The 17,834-nt window shown below is 73.7% G+C and carries 19 protein-coding genes; 11 read left to right on the top strand and 8 right to left on the bottom strand.

Annotated features, from left to right (window positions below):
* Positions 1-201 precede the first annotated feature (201 nt).
* Complete coding sequence (locus ABZ449_RS27410; protein ID WP_360351139.1) at positions 202-2,472, top strand: helicase C-terminal domain-containing protein; 2,271 nt, start codon at positions 202-204, stop codon at positions 2,470-2,472.
* Positions 2,473-2,784: 312 nt separating this feature from the next.
* Here the strand turns inward: ABZ449_RS27410 and ABZ449_RS27405 are convergent, their stop codons facing one another.
* A complete protein-coding gene (locus tag ABZ449_RS27405) occupies positions 2,785-3,306 on the bottom strand; it encodes a peptidylprolyl isomerase (RefSeq protein ID WP_360351136.1) in 522 nt (173 codons plus the stop codon).
* A 217-nt stretch (positions 3,307-3,523) separates the two neighbouring features.
* Positions 3,524-3,871 (bottom strand): hypothetical protein, encoded by a 348-nt coding sequence (locus ABZ449_RS27400; RefSeq protein ID WP_360351133.1) that lies wholly within the window; start codon positions 3,869-3,871, stop codon positions 3,524-3,526.
* Positions 3,872-4,012: 141 nt separating this feature from the next.
* On the opposite strand from ABZ449_RS27400, the gene ABZ449_RS27395 reads away from it, so the two are divergent.
* On the top strand, positions 4,013-4,216 hold the full coding sequence (locus tag ABZ449_RS27395) for a hypothetical protein (RefSeq protein ID WP_360351130.1): 204 nt from the start codon (positions 4,013-4,015) through the stop codon (positions 4,214-4,216).
* 88 nt (positions 4,217-4,304) lie between these two features.
* Here the strand turns inward: ABZ449_RS27395 and ABZ449_RS27390 are convergent, their stop codons facing one another.
* The gene (locus ABZ449_RS27390) at positions 4,305-5,705 is read right to left on the bottom strand and encodes an ALF repeat-containing protein (protein WP_360351128.1); all 1,401 of its coding nucleotides are present in this window, start codon (positions 5,703-5,705) and stop codon (positions 4,305-4,307) included.
* A gap of 168 nt (positions 5,706-5,873) precedes the next feature.
* Here ABZ449_RS27390 and ABZ449_RS27385 point away from each other — a divergent pair, with 168 nt between their 5' ends.
* The 4 genes from ABZ449_RS27385 to ABZ449_RS27370 all read left to right on the top strand — a co-directional run bounded on the left by ABZ449_RS27385 (position 5,874) and on the right by ABZ449_RS27370 (position 8,914).
* A complete protein-coding gene (locus ABZ449_RS27385) occupies positions 5,874-6,818 on the top strand; it encodes an NAD-dependent epimerase/dehydratase family protein (protein WP_360351125.1) in 945 nt (314 codons plus the stop codon).
* Positions 6,819-6,992: 174 nt separating this feature from the next.
* The gene (locus ABZ449_RS27380; protein WP_360351124.1) at positions 6,993-7,442 is read left to right on the top strand and encodes a hypothetical protein; all 450 of its coding nucleotides are present in this window, start codon (positions 6,993-6,995) and stop codon (positions 7,440-7,442) included.
* Entirely contained in the window at positions 7,397-7,645 is a 249-nt protein-coding gene (locus ABZ449_RS27375) for a hypothetical protein (RefSeq protein WP_360351121.1), read from the top strand. The genes ABZ449_RS27380 and ABZ449_RS27375 overlap by 46 nt, the downstream gene beginning before the upstream one ends.
* A gap of 192 nt (positions 7,646-7,837) precedes the next feature.
* The gene (locus ABZ449_RS27370; RefSeq protein ID WP_360351119.1) at positions 7,838-8,914 is read left to right on the top strand and encodes a helix-turn-helix transcriptional regulator; all 1,077 of its coding nucleotides are present in this window, start codon (positions 7,838-7,840) and stop codon (positions 8,912-8,914) included.
* A 26-nt stretch (positions 8,915-8,940) separates the two neighbouring features.
* Here the strand turns inward: ABZ449_RS27370 and ABZ449_RS27365 are convergent, their stop codons facing one another.
* Together ABZ449_RS27365 and ABZ449_RS27360 are read right to left on the bottom strand one after the other, a co-directional pair.
* A complete protein-coding gene (locus tag ABZ449_RS27365; protein ID WP_360351116.1) occupies positions 8,941-9,483 on the bottom strand; it encodes an SMI1/KNR4 family protein in 543 nt (180 codons plus the stop codon).
* A 139-nt stretch (positions 9,484-9,622) separates the two neighbouring features.
* Entirely contained in the window at positions 9,623-10,468 is an 846-nt protein-coding gene (locus ABZ449_RS27360) for a class I SAM-dependent methyltransferase (protein WP_360351113.1), read from the bottom strand.
* A 139-nt stretch (positions 10,469-10,607) separates the two neighbouring features.
* Between ABZ449_RS27360 and ABZ449_RS27355 the strand changes: the two genes are divergently transcribed.
* Positions 10,608-11,345, top strand: a complete 738-nt coding sequence (locus ABZ449_RS27355) for an MBL fold metallo-hydrolase (protein ID WP_360351110.1) — start codon at positions 10,608-10,610, stop codon at positions 11,343-11,345.
* A 119-nt stretch (positions 11,346-11,464) separates the two neighbouring features.
* Here the strand turns inward: ABZ449_RS27355 and ABZ449_RS27350 are convergent, their stop codons facing one another.
* A complete protein-coding gene (locus tag ABZ449_RS27350; protein ID WP_360351108.1) occupies positions 11,465-12,295 on the bottom strand; it encodes an NAD(P)H-binding protein in 831 nt (276 codons plus the stop codon).
* Between the two features lie 92 nt (positions 12,296-12,387).
* Between ABZ449_RS27350 and ABZ449_RS27345 the strand changes: the two genes are divergently transcribed.
* Positions 12,388-12,780: a helix-turn-helix domain-containing protein gene (locus ABZ449_RS27345; RefSeq protein WP_360351105.1), complete on the top strand. Its 393-nt coding sequence runs from the start codon at positions 12,388-12,390 to the stop codon at positions 12,778-12,780.
* A 121-nt stretch (positions 12,781-12,901) separates the two neighbouring features.
* Here the strand turns inward: ABZ449_RS27345 and ABZ449_RS27340 are convergent, their stop codons facing one another.
* Positions 12,902-13,423 (bottom strand): hypothetical protein, encoded by a 522-nt coding sequence (locus tag ABZ449_RS27340; protein ID WP_360351103.1) that lies wholly within the window; start codon positions 13,421-13,423, stop codon positions 12,902-12,904.
* A gap of 247 nt (positions 13,424-13,670) precedes the next feature.
* Here ABZ449_RS27340 and ABZ449_RS27335 point away from each other — a divergent pair, with 247 nt between their 5' ends.
* Complete coding sequence (locus ABZ449_RS27335; RefSeq protein WP_360351100.1) at positions 13,671-14,462, top strand: isoprenyl transferase; 792 nt, start codon at positions 13,671-13,673, stop codon at positions 14,460-14,462.
* A 148-nt stretch (positions 14,463-14,610) separates the two neighbouring features.
* On the opposite strand, the gene ABZ449_RS27330 is transcribed toward ABZ449_RS27335, so the two are convergent.
* Entirely contained in the window at positions 14,611-15,162 is a 552-nt protein-coding gene (locus ABZ449_RS27330) for a hypothetical protein (protein ID WP_360351097.1), read from the bottom strand.
* 166 nt (positions 15,163-15,328) lie between these two features.
* On the opposite strand from ABZ449_RS27330, the gene ABZ449_RS27325 reads away from it, so the two are divergent.
* Positions 15,329-15,814 (top strand): hypothetical protein, encoded by a 486-nt coding sequence (locus ABZ449_RS27325; RefSeq protein ID WP_360351094.1) that lies wholly within the window; start codon positions 15,329-15,331, stop codon positions 15,812-15,814.
* A gap of 96 nt (positions 15,815-15,910) precedes the next feature.
* A complete protein-coding gene (locus ABZ449_RS27320) occupies positions 15,911-17,746 on the top strand; it encodes a beta-galactosidase family protein (RefSeq protein WP_360351091.1) in 1,836 nt (611 codons plus the stop codon).
* Positions 17,747-17,834 lie beyond the last annotated feature (88 nt).

The raw sequence follows: 17,834 nt of genomic DNA, 5'->3' as shown, positions 1-17,834 counted from the left end.
TGCTCCGGCAGGCAATCGACGTCCTCCTCTGTGGTGAGGTGCCCCATCGGTAAGAAGAACGGATCGGCACTGGCCGCATGGCTTCGCGGTCTCGACGCGGCCGAGTTGGAACGGCTCCTGGCGGCTCGCCCGGATGCTGCGGCGGCTCCGGAGCCGCGGTCGGTCGGGGAACTGGCGGACCGCCTCCAACGTCCGGCGTCGGTGGCGCTGGCCCTGCCCCGGCTCACCCTGCCGTGCCTCCAGGTGGCGGAGGCCGCCGCCGCGCTGACGACCGTGTCGCGGGACGATCTGGCGGGCCTCCTGGACGCGACGCACGGTGACCGCGCCCACGGACTGGACGCCGTCCTGGAGGCGCTGGCCGATCGTGCTCTGGTGTGGCCCGCCGACACCGGGCTGCTGCACATGGCGGCTCCGCTGCGAAACGCGTGGCGCTCGCCCCTGGGGCTCGACGCGCCGCTCCTACGACTGGTCACGGGCTCGAACTCCGAGGAACTGGGCCGCATCCTGGCGAAGCTCGACGTCAAACCCGCCGCCAACAGGAAGGAGACGCGGCTGGCGGCGCTGATCGAGCATCACAGCGATCCGGCTCGGGTCGCCGCGCTGGTGGCCACGGCCCCCGCGGCCACCCGGAAGCTCCTCGAGCGGCGGGCAGCCCAGGCTCCGGAGCGAGCGGGCTTCATCGTGTTCGGGGCTCCGGTCGACTCCGCTCCGGGCGAACAGTGGGCGCTGGAGCGGGGGTTGCTGATCCGGGACCACAACCGGTACGGGCCGTCACGCATGCCCGCGGAGGTGGCACTCGCACTGCGCGGCACCGACTGGCACGCCCCGTTCACGCCCCTCCCGCCCGGCGTGCGATCGGTGCCTGCCGCGGTCCCGGACACCGAGCGGGAAACCACAGCCGCCTCGATGGCGTTCGCCGCCCATGCCGCGTCCGTCCTCGGGGTGTGCGCCGCCGCTCCCCCGGCCCGGCTGAAGGCCGGTGGGGTCGGTACCCGCGAGCTGTCCCGGATCGGCAAGGCGGCACAGTGCGACGAGATCGTGGTGCGCCTCGCGCTCGAGGCGGCGAGCGCGGCCGGACTGCTGGCCCGGGACGGCGACCGGATCGCGGCGACCGCCGACTACGACACCTGGGCAGGGGAGGAACCGGCCGATCAGCTCGCCGTCCTCCTCCGGGCCTGGTGGACACTGCCGCTGACCCCGGGCGAGAGCCGTGACGAGGACGGGAAGGCCCTGCCGGCACTCGCCGGGACACCGGCCCGCGGGGACTGCCTCCAGGCTCGGCACGGACTGTTCGAGGCCGCGGCGCAGCTCCCGGCGGGCGAAGGCGCGGCGGACCCGGCGGAACTGGGGGTGCTGCTCGGGTGGCTGCGCCCGCTCGTCGACCAACTCCCCCAGGACTCCACGCCGTTCGCCACCCTCGTCCGCGAAGCGGAGCTGCTCGGCGCACTCGCCCTCGGGGCCCTGTCCCCGATCGGGGCCGCCCTGCTCGCCGACGACACCGAGGCGCTGACGGAGGCCTGTCGGCGGCTGCTGCCCGCCGCCAGCGCGAGCGCCCGGTTCGGCAGCGATCTGACGGCCGTGGTCACCGGAACGCCGTCGACGGCCCTGGTCACGCTGCTGGACTCCGTCGCGGACCGGGAGACCGCCGGTGCGGCGTCCGTCTGGCGGTTCAGCCCGGTCAGCGTCCGCCGTGCCCTCGACGCGGGCCTGACCCCCGACGCCTTGACGGCCGATCTGGCCGACGTCGCCGTCGAACCGCTCCCCCAGCCGCTCACGTACCTGATCCACGACGCCGCGCGCGGCCACGGCCGGGTGCGCGTCGCGTCCGCGGCCTGTGTGATCCACGGCCAGGAGCCCGCCCTCCTCGCCGAGCTGGCCGCCCATCGCAAACTCGCCCGGCTCGGCCTGCGACAGCTGGCACCGACGGTGCTGATCAGCCGGACCCCGCCGGACAAGACGCTCGCCGCGCTGCGGTCCGCCGGCTACGCCCCCGTCGCCGAGAAGCCGGACGGTGCCGTCCGGATCGAACGGGCCCAGCGTCACCGTGCGGCGAGCCCGGTCCCGTCCCCGCGCCCGCCCGGAGAAGGGTCCCGCCCGCGACGGACGGACGGCCGCACCACGGACGCTCGGGCGGCCGTCGATCTGCGCGCCCTCGCCACCCGTCTGAAGGACGCCCCGCCGGAGGTTCCGGAGCCCGACCCTTACGACGGCCGCCCCTACGACAGCGACACCGAGGAGATCATCGCCGGGTACGCGCGCAACCTCTCCTTCACCGACATCCGCCAGTTGGCCCACGCCGTCGACGAAGGCCGGGCCGTCACGATCGAGTACGTGGCCACCTCGGGCACCACGACCGTCCGCACGCTCAGCCGGCTCGAACTGGACGCCCCCTACCTCCATGCCTGGTGCCACCTGCGCGATGACGACCGGATGTTCACCCTCTCCCGTATCCACGAGGTGATGCCCTCGTAGCCCCGGGCGGGATCGGCAGCGTCTCGAAGAGGGAGCAGAACGACGGTCCATGCGGTGGCCCCCAAGGACTGCTGACCGCAAGGGCGGTTCCGCGACTCGACGCGTGTCCCGGGTGCGGGGAGCACCCGGGACACGCGACGACCCCGGGTGAGGGCAGGCGGGCGGCTGATGGGACGACGCGAGGCTCCGCCCGATCCCGCGCGGGCAGTGGCCGAGCGGTTCACCGCAGGTCTCCGAGCGGCGCGGGTTCAGGCCGGGGGAACCCACACGCGGACAGCTCGCCGGGGCGACCCGCTTCTCGGCCTCACCCGGTCAGGAGTGCTCGATCTCGACGGAGGTGATCACCACGTCCTCGAGCGGGCGATCGTTCTCGGTGGGGGTGGCGGCGATCGCGTCGACGACGGCCTTGGAGGCGGCGTCGGCGACCTGGCCGAAGATGGTGTGCTTGCGGTTGAGGTGGGCGGGGGTGCCCACCGTGATGAAGAACTGCGAACCGTTGGTGCCCGGGCCGGCGTTGGCCATCGCGAGCAGGTACGGCTTGGTGAAGAACAGCTCCGGGTGGAACTCGTCCGCGAAGGAGTAGCCCGGGCCGCCGGCGCCGGTGCCGGTCGGGTCGCCGCCCTGGATCATGAAGCCCGCGATCACCCGGTGGAAGAGCGTGCCGTCGTAGTACGGGCCCTTGCCCGGCTCGCCGGTGCGCGGGTCGGTGTACTCCCGGGTGCCCTCGGCGAGTTCGGCGAAGTTGCGGACCGTCTTCGGCGCGTGGAACGGGAACAGCTCCAGGCGGATCGGGCCCGCCGTGGTGTGCAGGGTGGCGAACCGGGCAGTGGCCACGGGTGACTCCTCGGGTGCGGTTGATGCGGTTGATGCGGTTGGCGCGGTTGATGCGGTTGATGCGGTGATGCGGCTGGTACGGCCGGCCCGGTGATCGGGACCGTCCGGCCACCGCATCCTGGCACAGCCCCCGGGCGCGCGGCCGAACCGGGTGGGCGGTCCACGATCGGCGCCCGGCCGATCGCGGGCTGTGCCCGACAGGTGTTCAGGCTGTCCGTCACCCCTCGGTGGCGGCGCCCTGGCGCTCCTCGCCGGTGTCGAAGTAGCGGTCCAGGTAGGCGTCCCCGTCGAGGCGGCTCTCCCGCAGCAGCGAGAAGACCTCGTCCCCGTCGCCCGGCCGCCCGTCCGTGGCCAGGGCGTAGCACTGGGCCAGTTCCAGGTAGCTGTGGCCGTTGTCGTGCGCGTAGGTCCGGGCCTCGTCCTCGGCCCGCTCGATGGCCTCGTCCATCGACCCGGCCCGCCACAGTGTCAGCCGCTCCTCGTAGAGGGGGTTGTCGGAGGTGTCCCACCGGAAGACGCAGCGGACCGCGTACCAGGACTTTCCGGTGGCCGTGTTCGTCGGCATGGTGATCTCCTCCGTCCGTGGGGCCGGACCTGCCAGCGTGATCATCCGGCCCGTTCACGGATTTCCCGTGGGAGTCCGGCCGGAACCGGTTTGTGCCCGCATCAGGTGATTCCATGGAGCAGGACGTCGGGAGAAGGGCGGGTGGTCGTGGTGGTCGGTGCGGTTCTGGTGGGCGTGCTGGTCCTGGTCGTCGCGGGGTGCGGCTGTGTGGTGTGGGCCGACCGCGGTGGGCCGCGCTGGGCGCGTGTGGTCGCGGCCCTCACCCTCGGCGCCGGGAAGGCGGTGCGCAGCTACCAGCGCAACCGGCCCCGCCGCCAGGTGGGCGGCGGCGGGGACGGTGACTGAGCCGCCGGTCGGGGGCGGGCGGTAGCGGGATGTGGCGCGTCCCCGGCCGCCGGGGTGTGTGGTGGGCGGCCGGGGACGCGAGGGGGTGTCAGCTCTCGGTGGAGGTGGAGGTGGAGCGGCGGCGGGCGGCCACGACCATGGCCGCGCCCGCGGCGAGGGCCGCGGCGGCGCCGCCGGCCTCCCAGCCGAGCCCGTCGGTGCCGGTGGCGGCGAGGGCTCCGCTGCCGGTGGTGGTGCCGGTGCCCGTACGGGTGCCGGTGGTGGTGGTGGTGCCGGTACCGGTGCCGGTGGTGGTGGTCTGGGTGAGGCCGGCGGGCTGGACGGTCTGCGGCTGCTGCCCGGCACCGTCGGTGCCCGCGCCGGTGCCGTTGCCCGTAGCCGCGCCGGTGCCGTTGCCCGTGCCGGGCTTGGTCGCCGCGGCCTCGTCCTCGGCCTTGGCCTTGGCCCAGCCCTCCTTGAGGAAGGCCAGGACGTCCGCGTAGCTGCCCTCCCAGGCGGCCAGGGCGGCCTTCTTGACCGCGGGGCCGCCGGTCTCGGCGATCTGGGAGACCTTCAGGCGGTTGTCGCTCTCGCGCAGGACGGGCAGCTCGACGGTCAGGAAGCGCCGCACGGCCTCGGCGTTGCCGTCCATGGCCTTCTGGGCGGCCGCGGCGGTGGCCGGGCCGGTCTCCTTGTCGGCGATGACGCGCAGCACCTCGACGCGGTCGTCCTCGAACTGGGCCTTGGCGAAGCCCTCGTTGAGGAAGGCCTCGACGGCTTCGTCGGTGCCGGCGTCCAGCGCCCGGCTGGCCGCCTCGCGCACGGCCCTGCCGCCCTTGTCCATGAGCTGGGCGAGCTTGACCCGGTTGTCGTCGCCGCGCTGCTTGGGCAGCTCGACGGTCAGGAAGTGGCGCAGTTCGGCGGCGCCGCCCTTGAGGGCCTTCTCGGCCGCCTCGCGCACGCCGCGGCCGATCTTCGGGTCGGCGAGGATGGCCTCGACCTTGGCGCGGTCCTCGTCCTCGGCGCGGGCGGTGTACTGGCCGGTCTTCAGGAACTCGGCGATGGCGTCGTCGCCGGCGCGCAGGGCGGCCGTGGCGGCGGCCTTCACGGCCGGGCCGCCGGTGGCGAGGATCTGGAAGGTCCTGACCCGGTCGTCGATCTTGCGCTGCTCGTCGAGCTCGACGGTCAGGAAGTGCCGCAGCTCGGCGGCGCCGCCCTTGAGGGCCTTCTCGGCCGCCTCGCGCACGCCGGGGCCGCTCGCCGGGTCGGCGAGGATGCGCCGCACCTCGGCGCGGTCGCGCTGCTCCTGTGCGTCGCCGTCCTCGGGGGTGGCGTCCTTGACGGAGTCCGAGGCGGTGTCGGGACCGGAGACGCCGGTCGGCTTCGGGGCGTCGGAGGCGGAGGCCGTGGAGGGGAAGAGGACGGCGGGGGCCAGGACCGCGGCGGCGACGACGGCGGACACCCGGGGCAGCTTCATCGAGAGCAGACCTGCTTCGTGTGAAGGGATCATGAACGACCCACAGCATAGATCCACTTCTACGATCGCCATACCGATTATGTGGCGGCCCCGGCCTCCCTCCGACCTGCCCTGACCTGCCCCGATGTGTCCGGCTTCGCCTCCGGCACCGGAGCGCGCCACGCCTCCTGACGGTCCCAGGCCGCCGCTAGGGTGTGGCGGATGAGCTTCCACCTGGTCGTCGGACACGGGCCCGCCGGGGCCGCCACCGCCCGCCTGCTGGCCGAACAGGGCCACGAGGTCCGGGTCGTCACCCGTACCGGGCGCCCCGCCGGGCCGGACGTCCCCGGCGTCGAGCACCTCGCCCTGGACGCGAGCGACCCCGCGGGGCTGGCGCGGGCCGCCCGCGGCGCCGCCGCCATCCACGGCTGCGCCGCGCCGCCGCTGCCGCAGTGGGCGCGGCTGTGGCCGGCGCTGAGCGCCTCGCTGTGCGCGGCGGCCGAGGAGAGCGGCGCGGTGCTGGTCATGCTCGGCAACCTGTACGGCTACGGGCCGGTGACCGGTCCGATGACCGAAGGCCTTCCGCTCGGCGCGACCGGCCCCAAGGGGCGGGTACGGGCGGCGGCCTGGGAGCAGGCGCGGGCGCTGCACGAGGCCGGGCGGATCCGGGCGGTGGAGGTGCGGGCCTCGGACTTCTTCGGCCCCGGCGTCACCGACGGCGGCCACCTGGCTTCGCGGGTGATGCCCCAGGTGCTGAAGGGCCGTCCGGTCGCGACGCTCGGCGACCCGGACACCGCGCACAGCTGGACCTACCTGCCGGACGTGGCCCGGGCGATGGCCGAGACCGCCGGCGAGGAGCGGGCCTGGGGCCGGGCCTGGCACGTGCCCACCGTCGCCGCCCTGTCGGTGCGCGCGATGGTCGACCGGCTGGCCGCCGAGGCCGGCGCCGGACCGGTCTCGGTGCGGCGCCTGCCGGCGGCCGTGCTGGCGGTGGCGGGGCTGGTGTCCCCTCTGCTGCGCGAACTGCGGGAGGTGCGTTACCAGTTCGACCGGCCGTTCGTGGTGGACTGCTCGGCGTACGAGGCCGCGTTCGCGGTGCGGGCCACGCCGCTGGAGGAGCAGCTGCGGGCGACGGTCGCCTGGTGGCGCGAGCGCGAGCGGCCGTAGCCGCGGCTGAGGCCGCGGAGGCGCCGGAGCGGGGGTGCCGGAGCGGGGGTGCCGGAGGGGGTGCCGGAGGATCCTAGAAAACACGGATACCCGCGATTGACCGGGTACTGACAGGCTGACGGTGGCGGACGACCGGCCGTCCGCCACCGTCGTCTCCCCCTCGCCAGCACCGGCATGTGCGCCGTCAACGACGCCCTCCAGAACTGGCAGGTCACCCCGTTCAACGCCTCCGGCGAGACGGCGAAATGGGACATGATCGGGGTGCGGCCGAAGAACGAGAGCAGCTCCAAGTACCTGGACAACCGCAGGAAGAACTTCGGCGGCTGGACGCTCTACATGGTCGACTGCTTCGACAGCCCCTACCAGCAGTGGGACATCGACAAGGCCTCCTACGCGGCCGTGTTCGGCCCGATCGGCGCCCACAAGGGCATGACCTGGGCCAACCTGGAGCAGCGCGCCGACGACCTGGTGCACGTCGGCTACGAGGGCAGAGCGACCCGTACAACGGCGACACCTGGGCCGGCTTCCAGCTGCCGGTGCTGTGCATCAAGAAGGACGGCCGGCCCGCGCCGGTGGGCATGCCGCCCACGCCCGGCTCCCACGCCTGGGGCGGCGGTGAGCTGAAGGCCACCGCGCCGGTGGCCGGCACTTCGCTGACCAGCCAGGCCGTCGCCGACCAGCTGTGCGCCTCCTCCTTCGGCGCCGACTTCCGGATGACGGAGTTCCACGACGCCGGGGGCTGGGGCATGTGGGCCAACGGCACCCTGCCGACCGGCACCCGCTTCTGGACGGCCATCAACGACCAGCCGGCCAACCCGTGGAGCTGACCTCGCCGTCCGAGTGACGCGGGGGGCGGTGAGCCGGGCACACGGACCACGGGGGGAACCGGGGAACCGGGGAACCGGGGAACGGGGCGGGCGCGCCGAGCAGCGGCGCGCCCGCCCCGCGTCCTGCTCCGCCTGCGCCCTTCCTCGTCCGTTCACCGGACGCCGGACCCCGGCTTCCGTAGTATTCCGTCCGTGGCCAAACGACGTGAGATCGAGCGGGAAGTCCTGGGATCCATCGGCGAGTTGGCGGCCTCCGGATTACCGGCGGCCGAGCTGTTCCGCCAACTGCACGCCGTGCTGCTGGAGCCGCTCGGCTTCGACGGCGGCTGCTGGCACGGCAACGACCCGGTCACCGGGTTCCCCACCTCCACCGTCGCCGACGGTCTCGACCCCGCCCAGTTCGAGCAGGCCGTGCACCTGGAGCTCCAGGGCGAGGACGCCACCACCTTCACCGCGATCCGCACCGCCGGCCACCGGGTGCAGACCGTCGACCGGGCCACCGACGGCCGCCCCGAACGCAGCGTCCGCTACCGGGAGTTGCTCCACCCCTGCGGCTACGGCGACGAACTGCGGATCAACTTCGACCTCGGCGGCGGCCGCTGGGCCTCGGCGGCGTTCATGCGCGAACACGCCCGCGGCCGCTACGACCTGCCCGACCTGCGCCTGGCCGAACGCGTCGCCGCCCCCATCGGCGCCGCCCTGCGCGACACCCACCTCGCCGCCCTGCGCGACACCCGCCCCCAACAGCCCGCGCACACCCCGGCGGTGGCGGTCCTGGACGGGTACGGGCGGCTGCGCTCGGCGGACGCCGCGGCCCGCGAACTGATCGGACGGATGGCCGAACCCATCACCCACACCAGCGGGGTGCCCAGCGGTTTCCTCACCGTCGCCCGCCTGGCCGCCCGCCGCGACTCCCCGGCCGAGATGCGGGTGTGCACCCCCGACGGCCAGTGGCTGGCCCTGCACGCCTCCCCGCTGGACGGCCGCCGCGGCGGCGTCGCCGTCGTCGCTTCCCCGGTCTCCGCCGTCCAGCGCCTGCCCCTGGCCCTGCTCGCCCACGGCCTGTCCCCGCGCGAACAGCAGGTCGCCCTGCACGCGGTGCGCGGCGCCAGCACCAAGGACATCGCCGCCCACCTCCACCTGGCCGTGCCCACCGTCCAGCAGCACGTCACCGCCATCCTCCACAAGACCGGCGTGGGCAGCCGCCGCGAACTCGTCGCCCTCCTGATGGCCGACCACCTCCCCACCCTCGGCCTGCCCCCGGCCTGACGGCGCACCGCCCGGGCCCGCCGCTGCTACGGAGCCCGCCAGTGGACGAAGCGGGGCGGCTCCTCGCCCCAGGTGACGACGGCGCCGACGGGGCTCGGGCCGATCCCCCCGGAAATCACCCCGTGGAGGAACTCGACCATGCCCATGTCGAAGACCAGGGGCGCGCCCCCGTTCCGGTCCAGGACGAGGACCGGCCACTCGTCGGGGTCGTCGCCGACGGCCAGCCACCCGAGGGTGTCCGCGGTGCAGGATCCTCCCCAGGCGATGATGTGCTCGGCGGAGCGCACCTCGTCGGTGGGCTCGCCGTCCTCCTCGAAGAGCCAGCGCGCCTCCTCCGTCATGTCGCGCATGCCCGGCTGCGGGGCGTCCGGCGGCATCAGCTCGTCGGGGGCGAACACGCCGAGGGACCGATCGATCTCCCCTTTCCCGTACCGCGTGACGAACTCGGTGTAGTCGCGCGGGAATCGGAAACCCCACGCCTGCTCGACCGCGGCCCAGTCGCCGGATTCACCGGCCCCCTCGGGCGGGGGCATGAGCTCCAGAAGCCTGCTGATGTCGAATGCGCGCATCACTGATCCCCTCATGCGTGCGGGGGCACCGGGGCGAACCCGCGCGCCCCGCCCCTGGCGCGCCCCCGGTCGACACCGCCGCGAGGCCGGGTCCACCCCACCTCGGCCGCGAGCCGCTCGGTCCACCCGGACACGGTGATCACCGGGCTGTCCGACGGCTCTGCGGGGGTGACACCGCCCGCAGCGAGTAGAGGACCGGCAGGTGGGTGTCGCCGAACGGGAACCGGTAGGTGCCGTCGGGCCCCTGGGGCAGGATGCGGCGTGCGTCGAACGCGGCCTCGGTGTGTTCGACGAGCCGGTCCACGATCAGTCCCGCTCCGGCGGCCGCCGTCACGATCTCGCCCACCGAATGCGGGTACTGCACCACTTCCTGCGCGGCCATCGGCAGGTTGGGATCGGCGTACGTGCCCGTCACGGCCTCGCGCTGGGGCTGCCCGCCGCCGTAGGGCCAGTCGGCCACGAGCGGCTCGTAGCTCGCCAGGGTCTGGAACGCCGGATGCAGGTCGACCAGCACCAGCCTGCCGCCGGGGCGCAGCGCCGTCGCCGCACCGCGCATCCACGCGTCGAGGTCACCGATCCAGCACAGCACCCCGTAGGTGGCGATCACGAGGTCGAACCGGCCGGCCAGGCCGGACGGCAGGTCCTGCGTGTCCGCCTCGATGAAATCGGCCGCCAGACCGGCGCGCCGGGCCAGCTCGCGCGCCCGGGCGATGGCCACGGGCGAGAAGTCGACCCCGGTCACCCGGGCCCCCAGACGGGCCCAGCTCAGTGTGTCCATGCCGAAGTGGCACTGCAGATGCAGCACGTCCCGGCCGGCCACGTCACCGGCGAGCTCCCGTTCGATCCCGTGGAGCGTCTGGCGCCCGGCCAGGAAGGAGTCGACGTCGTAGCACACGTCGTCAGGGGTCGTCCCGTGCACCTCGGCCCGGGTGTCCCAGAGGGCGCGGTTCGCGGCGAGCCCGTCGTCGAGCGGTTGTCCGTTCATGTCCGCAGTCTGACAGGGCCCCTCCCGCCGGTCCCCGTGCGGGCCGGGCGCAGCGGCGGGGGCCCGGGGCCGGTTCGGGTTCGGGTCCGGGTTCGGGTCCGGGTTCGGCCGGTGGAAGCGCCCGTGAGAGCATCGGCCGGTGCGCAGACTGACGGTCCTGGGGACGTGTGGCGCCTGGCCCGAGGCCGGGCGCGGTGCCAGCGGGTTCCTGCTGGAGTACGACGGGTTCCGGCTGGTGCTGGACCTCGGCTACGCGACGTTCCCGCGGTTGTCGGAGCACTGCGCGGGCGGGCGCGTCGACGCGGTGGTGATCACTCATGAACACCCCGACCACTGCGCCGACCTCAGTGCGCTGTGTCGCGCGCGCTACTTCGCCGAGGAGCGGGGTGCCCGCCTGCCGTTGTACTGCACTCCCGGAGTGATCGGGCGGGTCCAGGCGATGGAGCCGACCGAGGACCTGCTCGACGTCTTCGACGTGTACGCGCTTCCTTCGAGCCACCGGGTGGGGCCGTTCCGGCTCGATGCGGTGCTGCTGCCGCATCATGTTCCGCACGCGGGCGTGCGGTTGACCGCGCCGGGCCTGACCGTCGCCTACAGCGGTGACGCGGGAGCGGACCCGGCCCTGGCCGAGCTGGCCGCGGGAGCGGACCTGTTCATCGCCGGAGCCACGCTCCAGGGCCCGTGCGCCGACGGCGGCGACCCCCACCTGATGAGCGCCGCGCAGTCCGGGACGTGGGCGGCCCGTTCCGGGGCCCGGCGCCTGCTCCTCACGCACTTCTGGCCGGGCAGCGACCGCGCGCGTTCGGTCGCCGACGCCCGCGGCCGGTTCTCGGGCGAGGTGATCGCGGCCGAGGAGGGCATGGTGCTCTCGTTCTGAGAGTCCGTCCGACCGTTTCCGCCGGGATCGCACGCCCGGCACGCACGCCCGGCACGCACGCCCGGCACGCGCACGCACGCCCGGCACGCACGCACGGGTGGGGCCTGCCCCGGTCAGTCCTAGCGGAAGGCGGCGACGTTGCGGGCGGCCCAGTCGGAGAAGGGGCGCGGGGCGCGGCCGAGGACCTGCTGGACGTCCGGGCTGATGCGCAGTTCGGCCGGGTTCGGTGCGCCGAGGATCTCCAGGGTGTCGTCGGCGAGCGCCGCCGGCATGGCCTGGCTCATGGCGGCCCTGGCCTCGGCGCGGGTGAGTTCGTGGAACCGTACCGGCGAGCCCAGCGCGTCGGCGATCGCGGCCGCCTGCCGGCGCGGTGTGATCACCTCGGGGCCGGTCAGCTGGTACACGCTGCCGGCGTGCCGGTCGTCCAGCAGACAGGCCGCCGCGATGTCCGCCGGGTCGACGATCGGCACGCCGACGTCGCCGAAGGGCGCGGCGACGAGCCCCTGCGTGCGGACGGATTCGGCCCACCAGAGAGCGTTGGAGGCGAAGCCGCCCGGCCGCAGGATCGCCCACTCCACACCGGATTCCCGCAGCGTGTCCTCGAGTTCGCGCATCGCGATCCGCGTCGACCCGAAGGGCCTGGTCACCACGCCCTGGCTGGAGAGCAGCACGATCCGCCGGACCCCGGCGGCCGCGGCCTCGCCGATGAGGTCGGCGGGGTCGGCCCCGGCGGCGTGCAGGTCGCCGGGGAGCAGCAGGAAGAGCGCCGCCGCCCCGGCCAGTGCGGGCCTGAGCTCGGCCGGCCTGGCCAGGTCGGCCGCCAGGTGGCGGACGCCGTCGGGCACCGCCGCCGGGTGCCGCGACACCGCCGTCACCTGCTGCCCCGCCCCGGTCAGGGCCTGCGTCAACGGCCGGCCGATGTTCCCGGTCGCCCCGGTCACCACGATCATGATCAGCTCCTCGTCAGATGTCCTCGGTGGCTCCGACGTTAGGAGGACGGGCTAACTCCTGGTAAGGGCATACCTGGAGGTAAGCTCATGGCATGGCGGGAGGGGTGCAGTACAGGGGGACCGAGGCGGGCGGCCGGTATGACGTGTTTCACACCGACTGCCCCGCGCGCGACGTGGTCGACCACGTCACCAGCAGGTGGGGCGTCTGGGTGCTGATCTCCCTGCGGAGCAACGACCTGCGCTTCTTCGAGCTGCGCGAGAGCATCCACGGCATCAGCGAGAAGATGCTCGCCCAGACCCTGCGGGCTCTGGTCCAGGACGGCCTGCTCTGGCGGAAGGTCGAGCCGACGACGCCGCCCCAGGTCTCCTACGGCCTGACCGAGTTCGGCCGTGAGGTGAGCGAGCCGCTGAAGGAGTTGTTCGACCGGATCACCCGACGGCTGCCGCCGGGCGGCGGCGCGGACCGGGACCCGCCCGGTCGTTGATTGTGCGGCAGGTCGGCGTGAGCTGAGGGACGCGGCGCGGGAGCGGATGGAACCGTTGCCGCCGAAGCATGACAGCGCCGGCCGGCCCTGGCGAACCCCCTGAGCGCAGGAGCCCTGGAGGTCAGGCCGACGGAGAGGTGCCGATCGGCCTCCATGCCGGTTCCATGTGCGGCCATCCCGGGGGCACCGCCGTCCCGGTGATCACCCCGGTGAGGAGCTCCAGGAACCCCGCGTCGTAGAAATGCACGCCGGCCAGCTGACGGAACACCAGGAGTATGCGCCAGGAGGTGCCCCCGCCCGGCACAAAGAAGCATCGGTCCCCGTCCCAGTTCGAATATGCCCAGGGCACCACCGACGCCGGGTCGACATTTTCCCTGCCCAGCTCGTCGGAAAAGTGTCGAGACAGCTTCTCGAACGCCCTGCGGCCGCTCTTCATGAAGTCAAGAAGCGACTCGTCGTCGCACGGGTGCGGCACGAACAGGTGCCCCCTGATCAGCCCGCCCCCGTAGCGTTCGGCGAATCCCTTGAAGTCGGCCGGCAGTCCCCTGCCGGCCCATGCTTCGATGTCCTCCCAGGCTTCGGGCGGGACCCTTCCGGACCTGGCCTCCACGCCGATCAGCTGACGGAAGTCGAATGCAGACATGGCTCAGCACCCTAGTCCTCCAGCAGCGGATCGCGATCACGGCTACCGGTGAACTCGCCTGCTCCCGCTGCTGCCCACCCTGCTGTCGCGGGGCTGCTCCGAGTCGGTGCCGTCCGGTACGCGGTGGAGGTCTTCGGCGGTTCGCCCGTGAACTCCTGGAATTGTCGTATTGGGTGAGGGAGTTGATGATCCGGCTGGTACCGTCGTGGTCCGGTTGGTCCGGGTTTGCCCTGAAGGAGGAGGAGTCATGGCGCTTCTGCCGCAGTGGGCGCGCAACGCCGCGATGCCGCTGTACGAACGGCGCGTTCTGAAGGGCCTGGAGGGTCTGCCCCGGCCGCAGCACGTCGGCATCATGCTGGACGGCAACCGGCGCTGGGCGCGGGCGAACGGGCACGGCCACGACGTCGTCGAGGGCTACCGCGTGGGCGGCGCCAAGGTGGAGACGTTCCTCGGGTGGTGCGCCGAGGCGGGCGTCGGCCACGTGAGCCTGTTCATGCTGTCCGACGACAACCTGTCCGGCCGCCCCGCGCACGAACTCGTCCCGCTGCTGGACATCATCCAGGACACGGTCACCGGACTCGCGCAGCCCGGAAAGCCGTGGCGGGTCCAGATCATCGGCTCCGTGGACCTGCTGCCCGGTGAGCGCGCCCTCGCGCTGAAGGAGGCCGCGTCCGCCACCGTCGGGCGCCCGGGTCTCCTGGTGGACGTCGCCGTGGGCTACGGCGGCCGGCGGGAGATCGTGGACGCCGTGAAGACGGCGTTCCGCCGCCACGTCGCCGGCGGAGGTGATCCGGCCGAGTTCGCCGACGCCCTCGACACGGACGACATCAGCGCCAACCTGTACTCGCCCGCGGGTGCGGACGCGACCGACCTGGTCATCCGCACCAGCGGTGAGCAGCGCCTGTCCGGGTTCCTCCTGTGGCAGTCGGCCTACAGCGAGTTCTACTTCGTGGATGCGAACTGGCCCGCGTTCCGCAAGGCCGACTTCCTGCGGGCGCTGCGTGCCTTCGCGCAGCGCGACCGCCGGTACGGCAAGTAGGCGGCGGGCTCGGCCGGCGGGGCCCACGGGCGCATCCGCTCGTGGCCGGGGGCCGCCTCCAGCCCCGCCGGCCAGGCCACGGCCGGGGCGCGATCAGCACCCGTACGGCCTTGTCACCTCACGGCCGGCGGAGGTCTCCGATGCGGCGCTAGAAGGCGTGGAAGGAGACCTTCCTGTCGCCCTTCGGCAGCGAGGCCGGCAGGCCGGGGACGGCGATCCGTCCGGAGTACAGGCCTTCCAGGAAGGACACGGCCCCCTCGGGGTACGACCACCAGCCGCCGCCGCGGCCCCGGACCACGACCGGCCATGCGTCGGGGTCGGCGGCCGCGGTGTGCCAGAGGATCTCGTCGCCGTCCGGAGTTCCCGCCCACGCCAACAGCGCGGGCCGCTCCCCCGCCCCGTCCCCGGTGGCGTACTCCGCCGGGATCTCCCCTTCCCGGAGGTCGTCCTCCATGGTCTCCCGGTCGGAGCGGACGCCTGAGACGAACTCGTGCTCCGATCCCGGCACCGGGGTCGACACCAGGACGAACTCGTCGACCGAGAAACCGGGGCAGCGGGTGGACAGTTCACGGTAGTCGGAGGGCAGGCCGGTGCCGATCCCTTCGCGGATCGCCGCCCAGTCGATGTCGCGACCACCGGCGGCGGCTTCCAGCCCCGGAAGCCGGAGCATCAGCCGATCGATCGCCCGCGGCACGTCCATGGCCCACCTCCGTGATGTCCGCACGCCTGCCGAGTGGAGGAGAGCCCTCGGCCGGGCCCTGCACGTGGCGGACCCTCTGACTACCGCACCCGCACCGCCGGGCGCAACACCGGTGCCCATGCCCCGACGGGGGGCGTTGTCGCAGGTGGGGCCTAGGGTTCGGGGCATGAACATTCCCGAGGTCATTCCGATCCGCCACGAGCCCGGCTACCGCACGGACACCATCGGCCGGTATGAGGGCGGCCAGTTCTACGCGTCCGTCGTCGCGGCGTTCCCCGAGGGGTGGAGCGGCGACGACTGGCAGGCCGTGAAGCGCTGGCACGCCGTGCTGCACCGGTTCGACGAGGCCGGCCGCCACCTGGACTCGCGCATCGAGTCCACCGGCACGACGGCGGACGGCGAGCGGCAGGCGATCGCCGCGGCCGATCTGCTGCTGCAGCAGTGGCTGGACGCCCTGCCGGGGCGCCACTACCAGGGCATCGCCATCGCACCCTTCGAGGTGCGCTTCGAGGGCGCCCTGTTCGGCCTGGTCCTGGAAGTGGACGAGGACGAGGAGGAGGACGACGAGGACGAGGAGGGCGGCGTCTGGATGGAGCTCTACCCGGACGGCCTGGGCTTCACCGCCCCGTGGGACGGCTGCTACGACACCTGAGCACCAGCGGCCCGCGCGGCCCGTTCCTCGCTAGGCTCGACGGTGCCGGGGCCTGCGGGGCCCTCGGCGCCTGTGGCGGGAAGCGGGAGTGTGCGCATGCTCGGGTACGACGCGGACGGGTTCGTGCGGGACGGGGTGCCGCACCGGGTGGTGGCCGGGGCGGTGCACTACTTCCGGGTGCATCCGCGACTGTGGGAGGACCGGCTGCGGCGGGTGCGGGCACTGGGCGTGAACACGGTCGACACCTACGTGCCGTGGAACTTCCACGAACTGCCCGACGGCACGGTGGACTTCACCGGCTGGCGGGACGTGGCCCGCTTCGTGCGGCTGGCCGCCGGCCTGGGGTTGGACGTGATCCTGCGCCCCGGCCCGTACATCTGCGCGGAGTGGGACTTCGGCGGGCTGCCGGCCCGGCTGCTGGCGGTGGACGGGCTGCGGCTGCGCTGCGCGGACCCGGCGTACCTCGCCGAGGTGGACGGCTGGTTCGACGCGCTGGTACCCGAGCTGCTGCCGCTGCTGGCGAGCCGGGGCGGGCCGGTGGTGGCGATGCAGGTGGAGAACGAGTACGGCAGTTACGGCGACGACGCCGCCTACCTCGCCCACCTGCGCGACGGCCTGGTGCGCCGCGGCGTGGACTGCCTGCTGTTCACCACCGACGGCGCCCACGACACCATGCAGCAGGGCGGCACCATCCCCGGCCAGCTCGCCACCGCCACCTTCGGCTCGCGCGCCCCCGAGCGGCTCGCGGTGCTCCGCCGCCACCAGGGCGAAGGCCCGCTGACCGCCATGGAGTTCTGGATCGGCTGGTTCGACCAGTGGGGCCTGCCGCACCACGTCCGCGACCCGAAGGAGAGCGCCGCCTCCCTGGACGAGCTGCTCGCCACCGGCGCCTCCGTCAGCCTCTACATGGCGCACGGCGGCACCAGCTTCGGCCTGTGGGCCGGCGCCAACCACAGCGGCGCCCACCCCCTGGACGCCGGCTACGAGCCGACCGTCACCAGCTACGACTACGACGCGCCGATCGGCGAGGCCGGCGAGCTGACCGAGAAGTTCCACGCCCTGCGCGAGGTCATCGGCCGCCACCTGCCCCTGCCGGACGGCGAACTGCCCGACCCGCCGCCCCGGGTGGCGCCCCAGCGCCTGGAGCGGGCCGACGGGCGGGCACGGCTGGCCGAGGCGCTGGACGCGCTGTCGCAGTCGCGGCGGCACGCGGCGCCGCTGCCGATGGAGCAGGTCGGACAGGACCGCGGCCTGATCCACTACCGCACCCGCGTGCCCGGCCCGCGCCCCGAACTGCCGCTGCGCATCGACGGGTTGGCCGACCGGGCGCAGGTCTTCGCGGACGGCCGCCCACTCGGGGTACTGGATCGCAACTCCCCCGGCGCGACACTGCCGCTGGCCACCGGCTCCGACGGGGTCGTGCTGGACATCCTGGTCGAGGCGCTGGGCCGGGTGAACTACGGCCCGCAGATGGACGACCGCAAGGGCATCACCCGCGGCGTCTCGCACGGCCACCAGCGGCTGTTCGACTGGCAGATCCGGCCGCTGCCGCTGACCGACCTGTCCGCGCTGCGCTTCACCGACGGCGACGAGGCCCACGGCATCGAGGCGCACGGCGCCGGGGAGGACGACGCCGAGACCCGCGACGGGGAGCCGGCCTTCCACCGCTTCACCGCCGAACTCCCCTCCCCCGCCGACGCGTTCGTCGCCCTGCCCGACTGGGGCCGCGGACTGCTGTGGCTCAACGGCTTCCTGCTCGGCCGCCACTGCGCCGCCGGCCCCCAGCGCACCCTCTACGCCCCCGCCCCGCTGTGGCGGGCCGGCGCCAACGAACTGGTCGTGCTGGAACTCGAACGCCACGGCACGGTGGTGGAGTTGCGCGACGAACCGGACCTCGGCCCGGTCACGGCGGCACCCAGCTCCGAGTACTGACCGGCCGGGTACTGGCCGGCCGGGTCGAACGGTTCCGCTTCCGGTCCCGACGACGGGATCGGTGCGGGCGCCGGCCCCGGCCGGGTCC

Source organism: Kitasatospora sp. NPDC005856 (assembly GCF_040629945.1).
Classification (GTDB): Bacteria; Actinomycetota; Actinomycetes; order Streptomycetales; family Streptomycetaceae; genus Kitasatospora.
The sequence above is the reverse complement of the archived record's forward strand: the minus strand, read 5'-3'. Positions and strand labels throughout refer to the sequence as shown.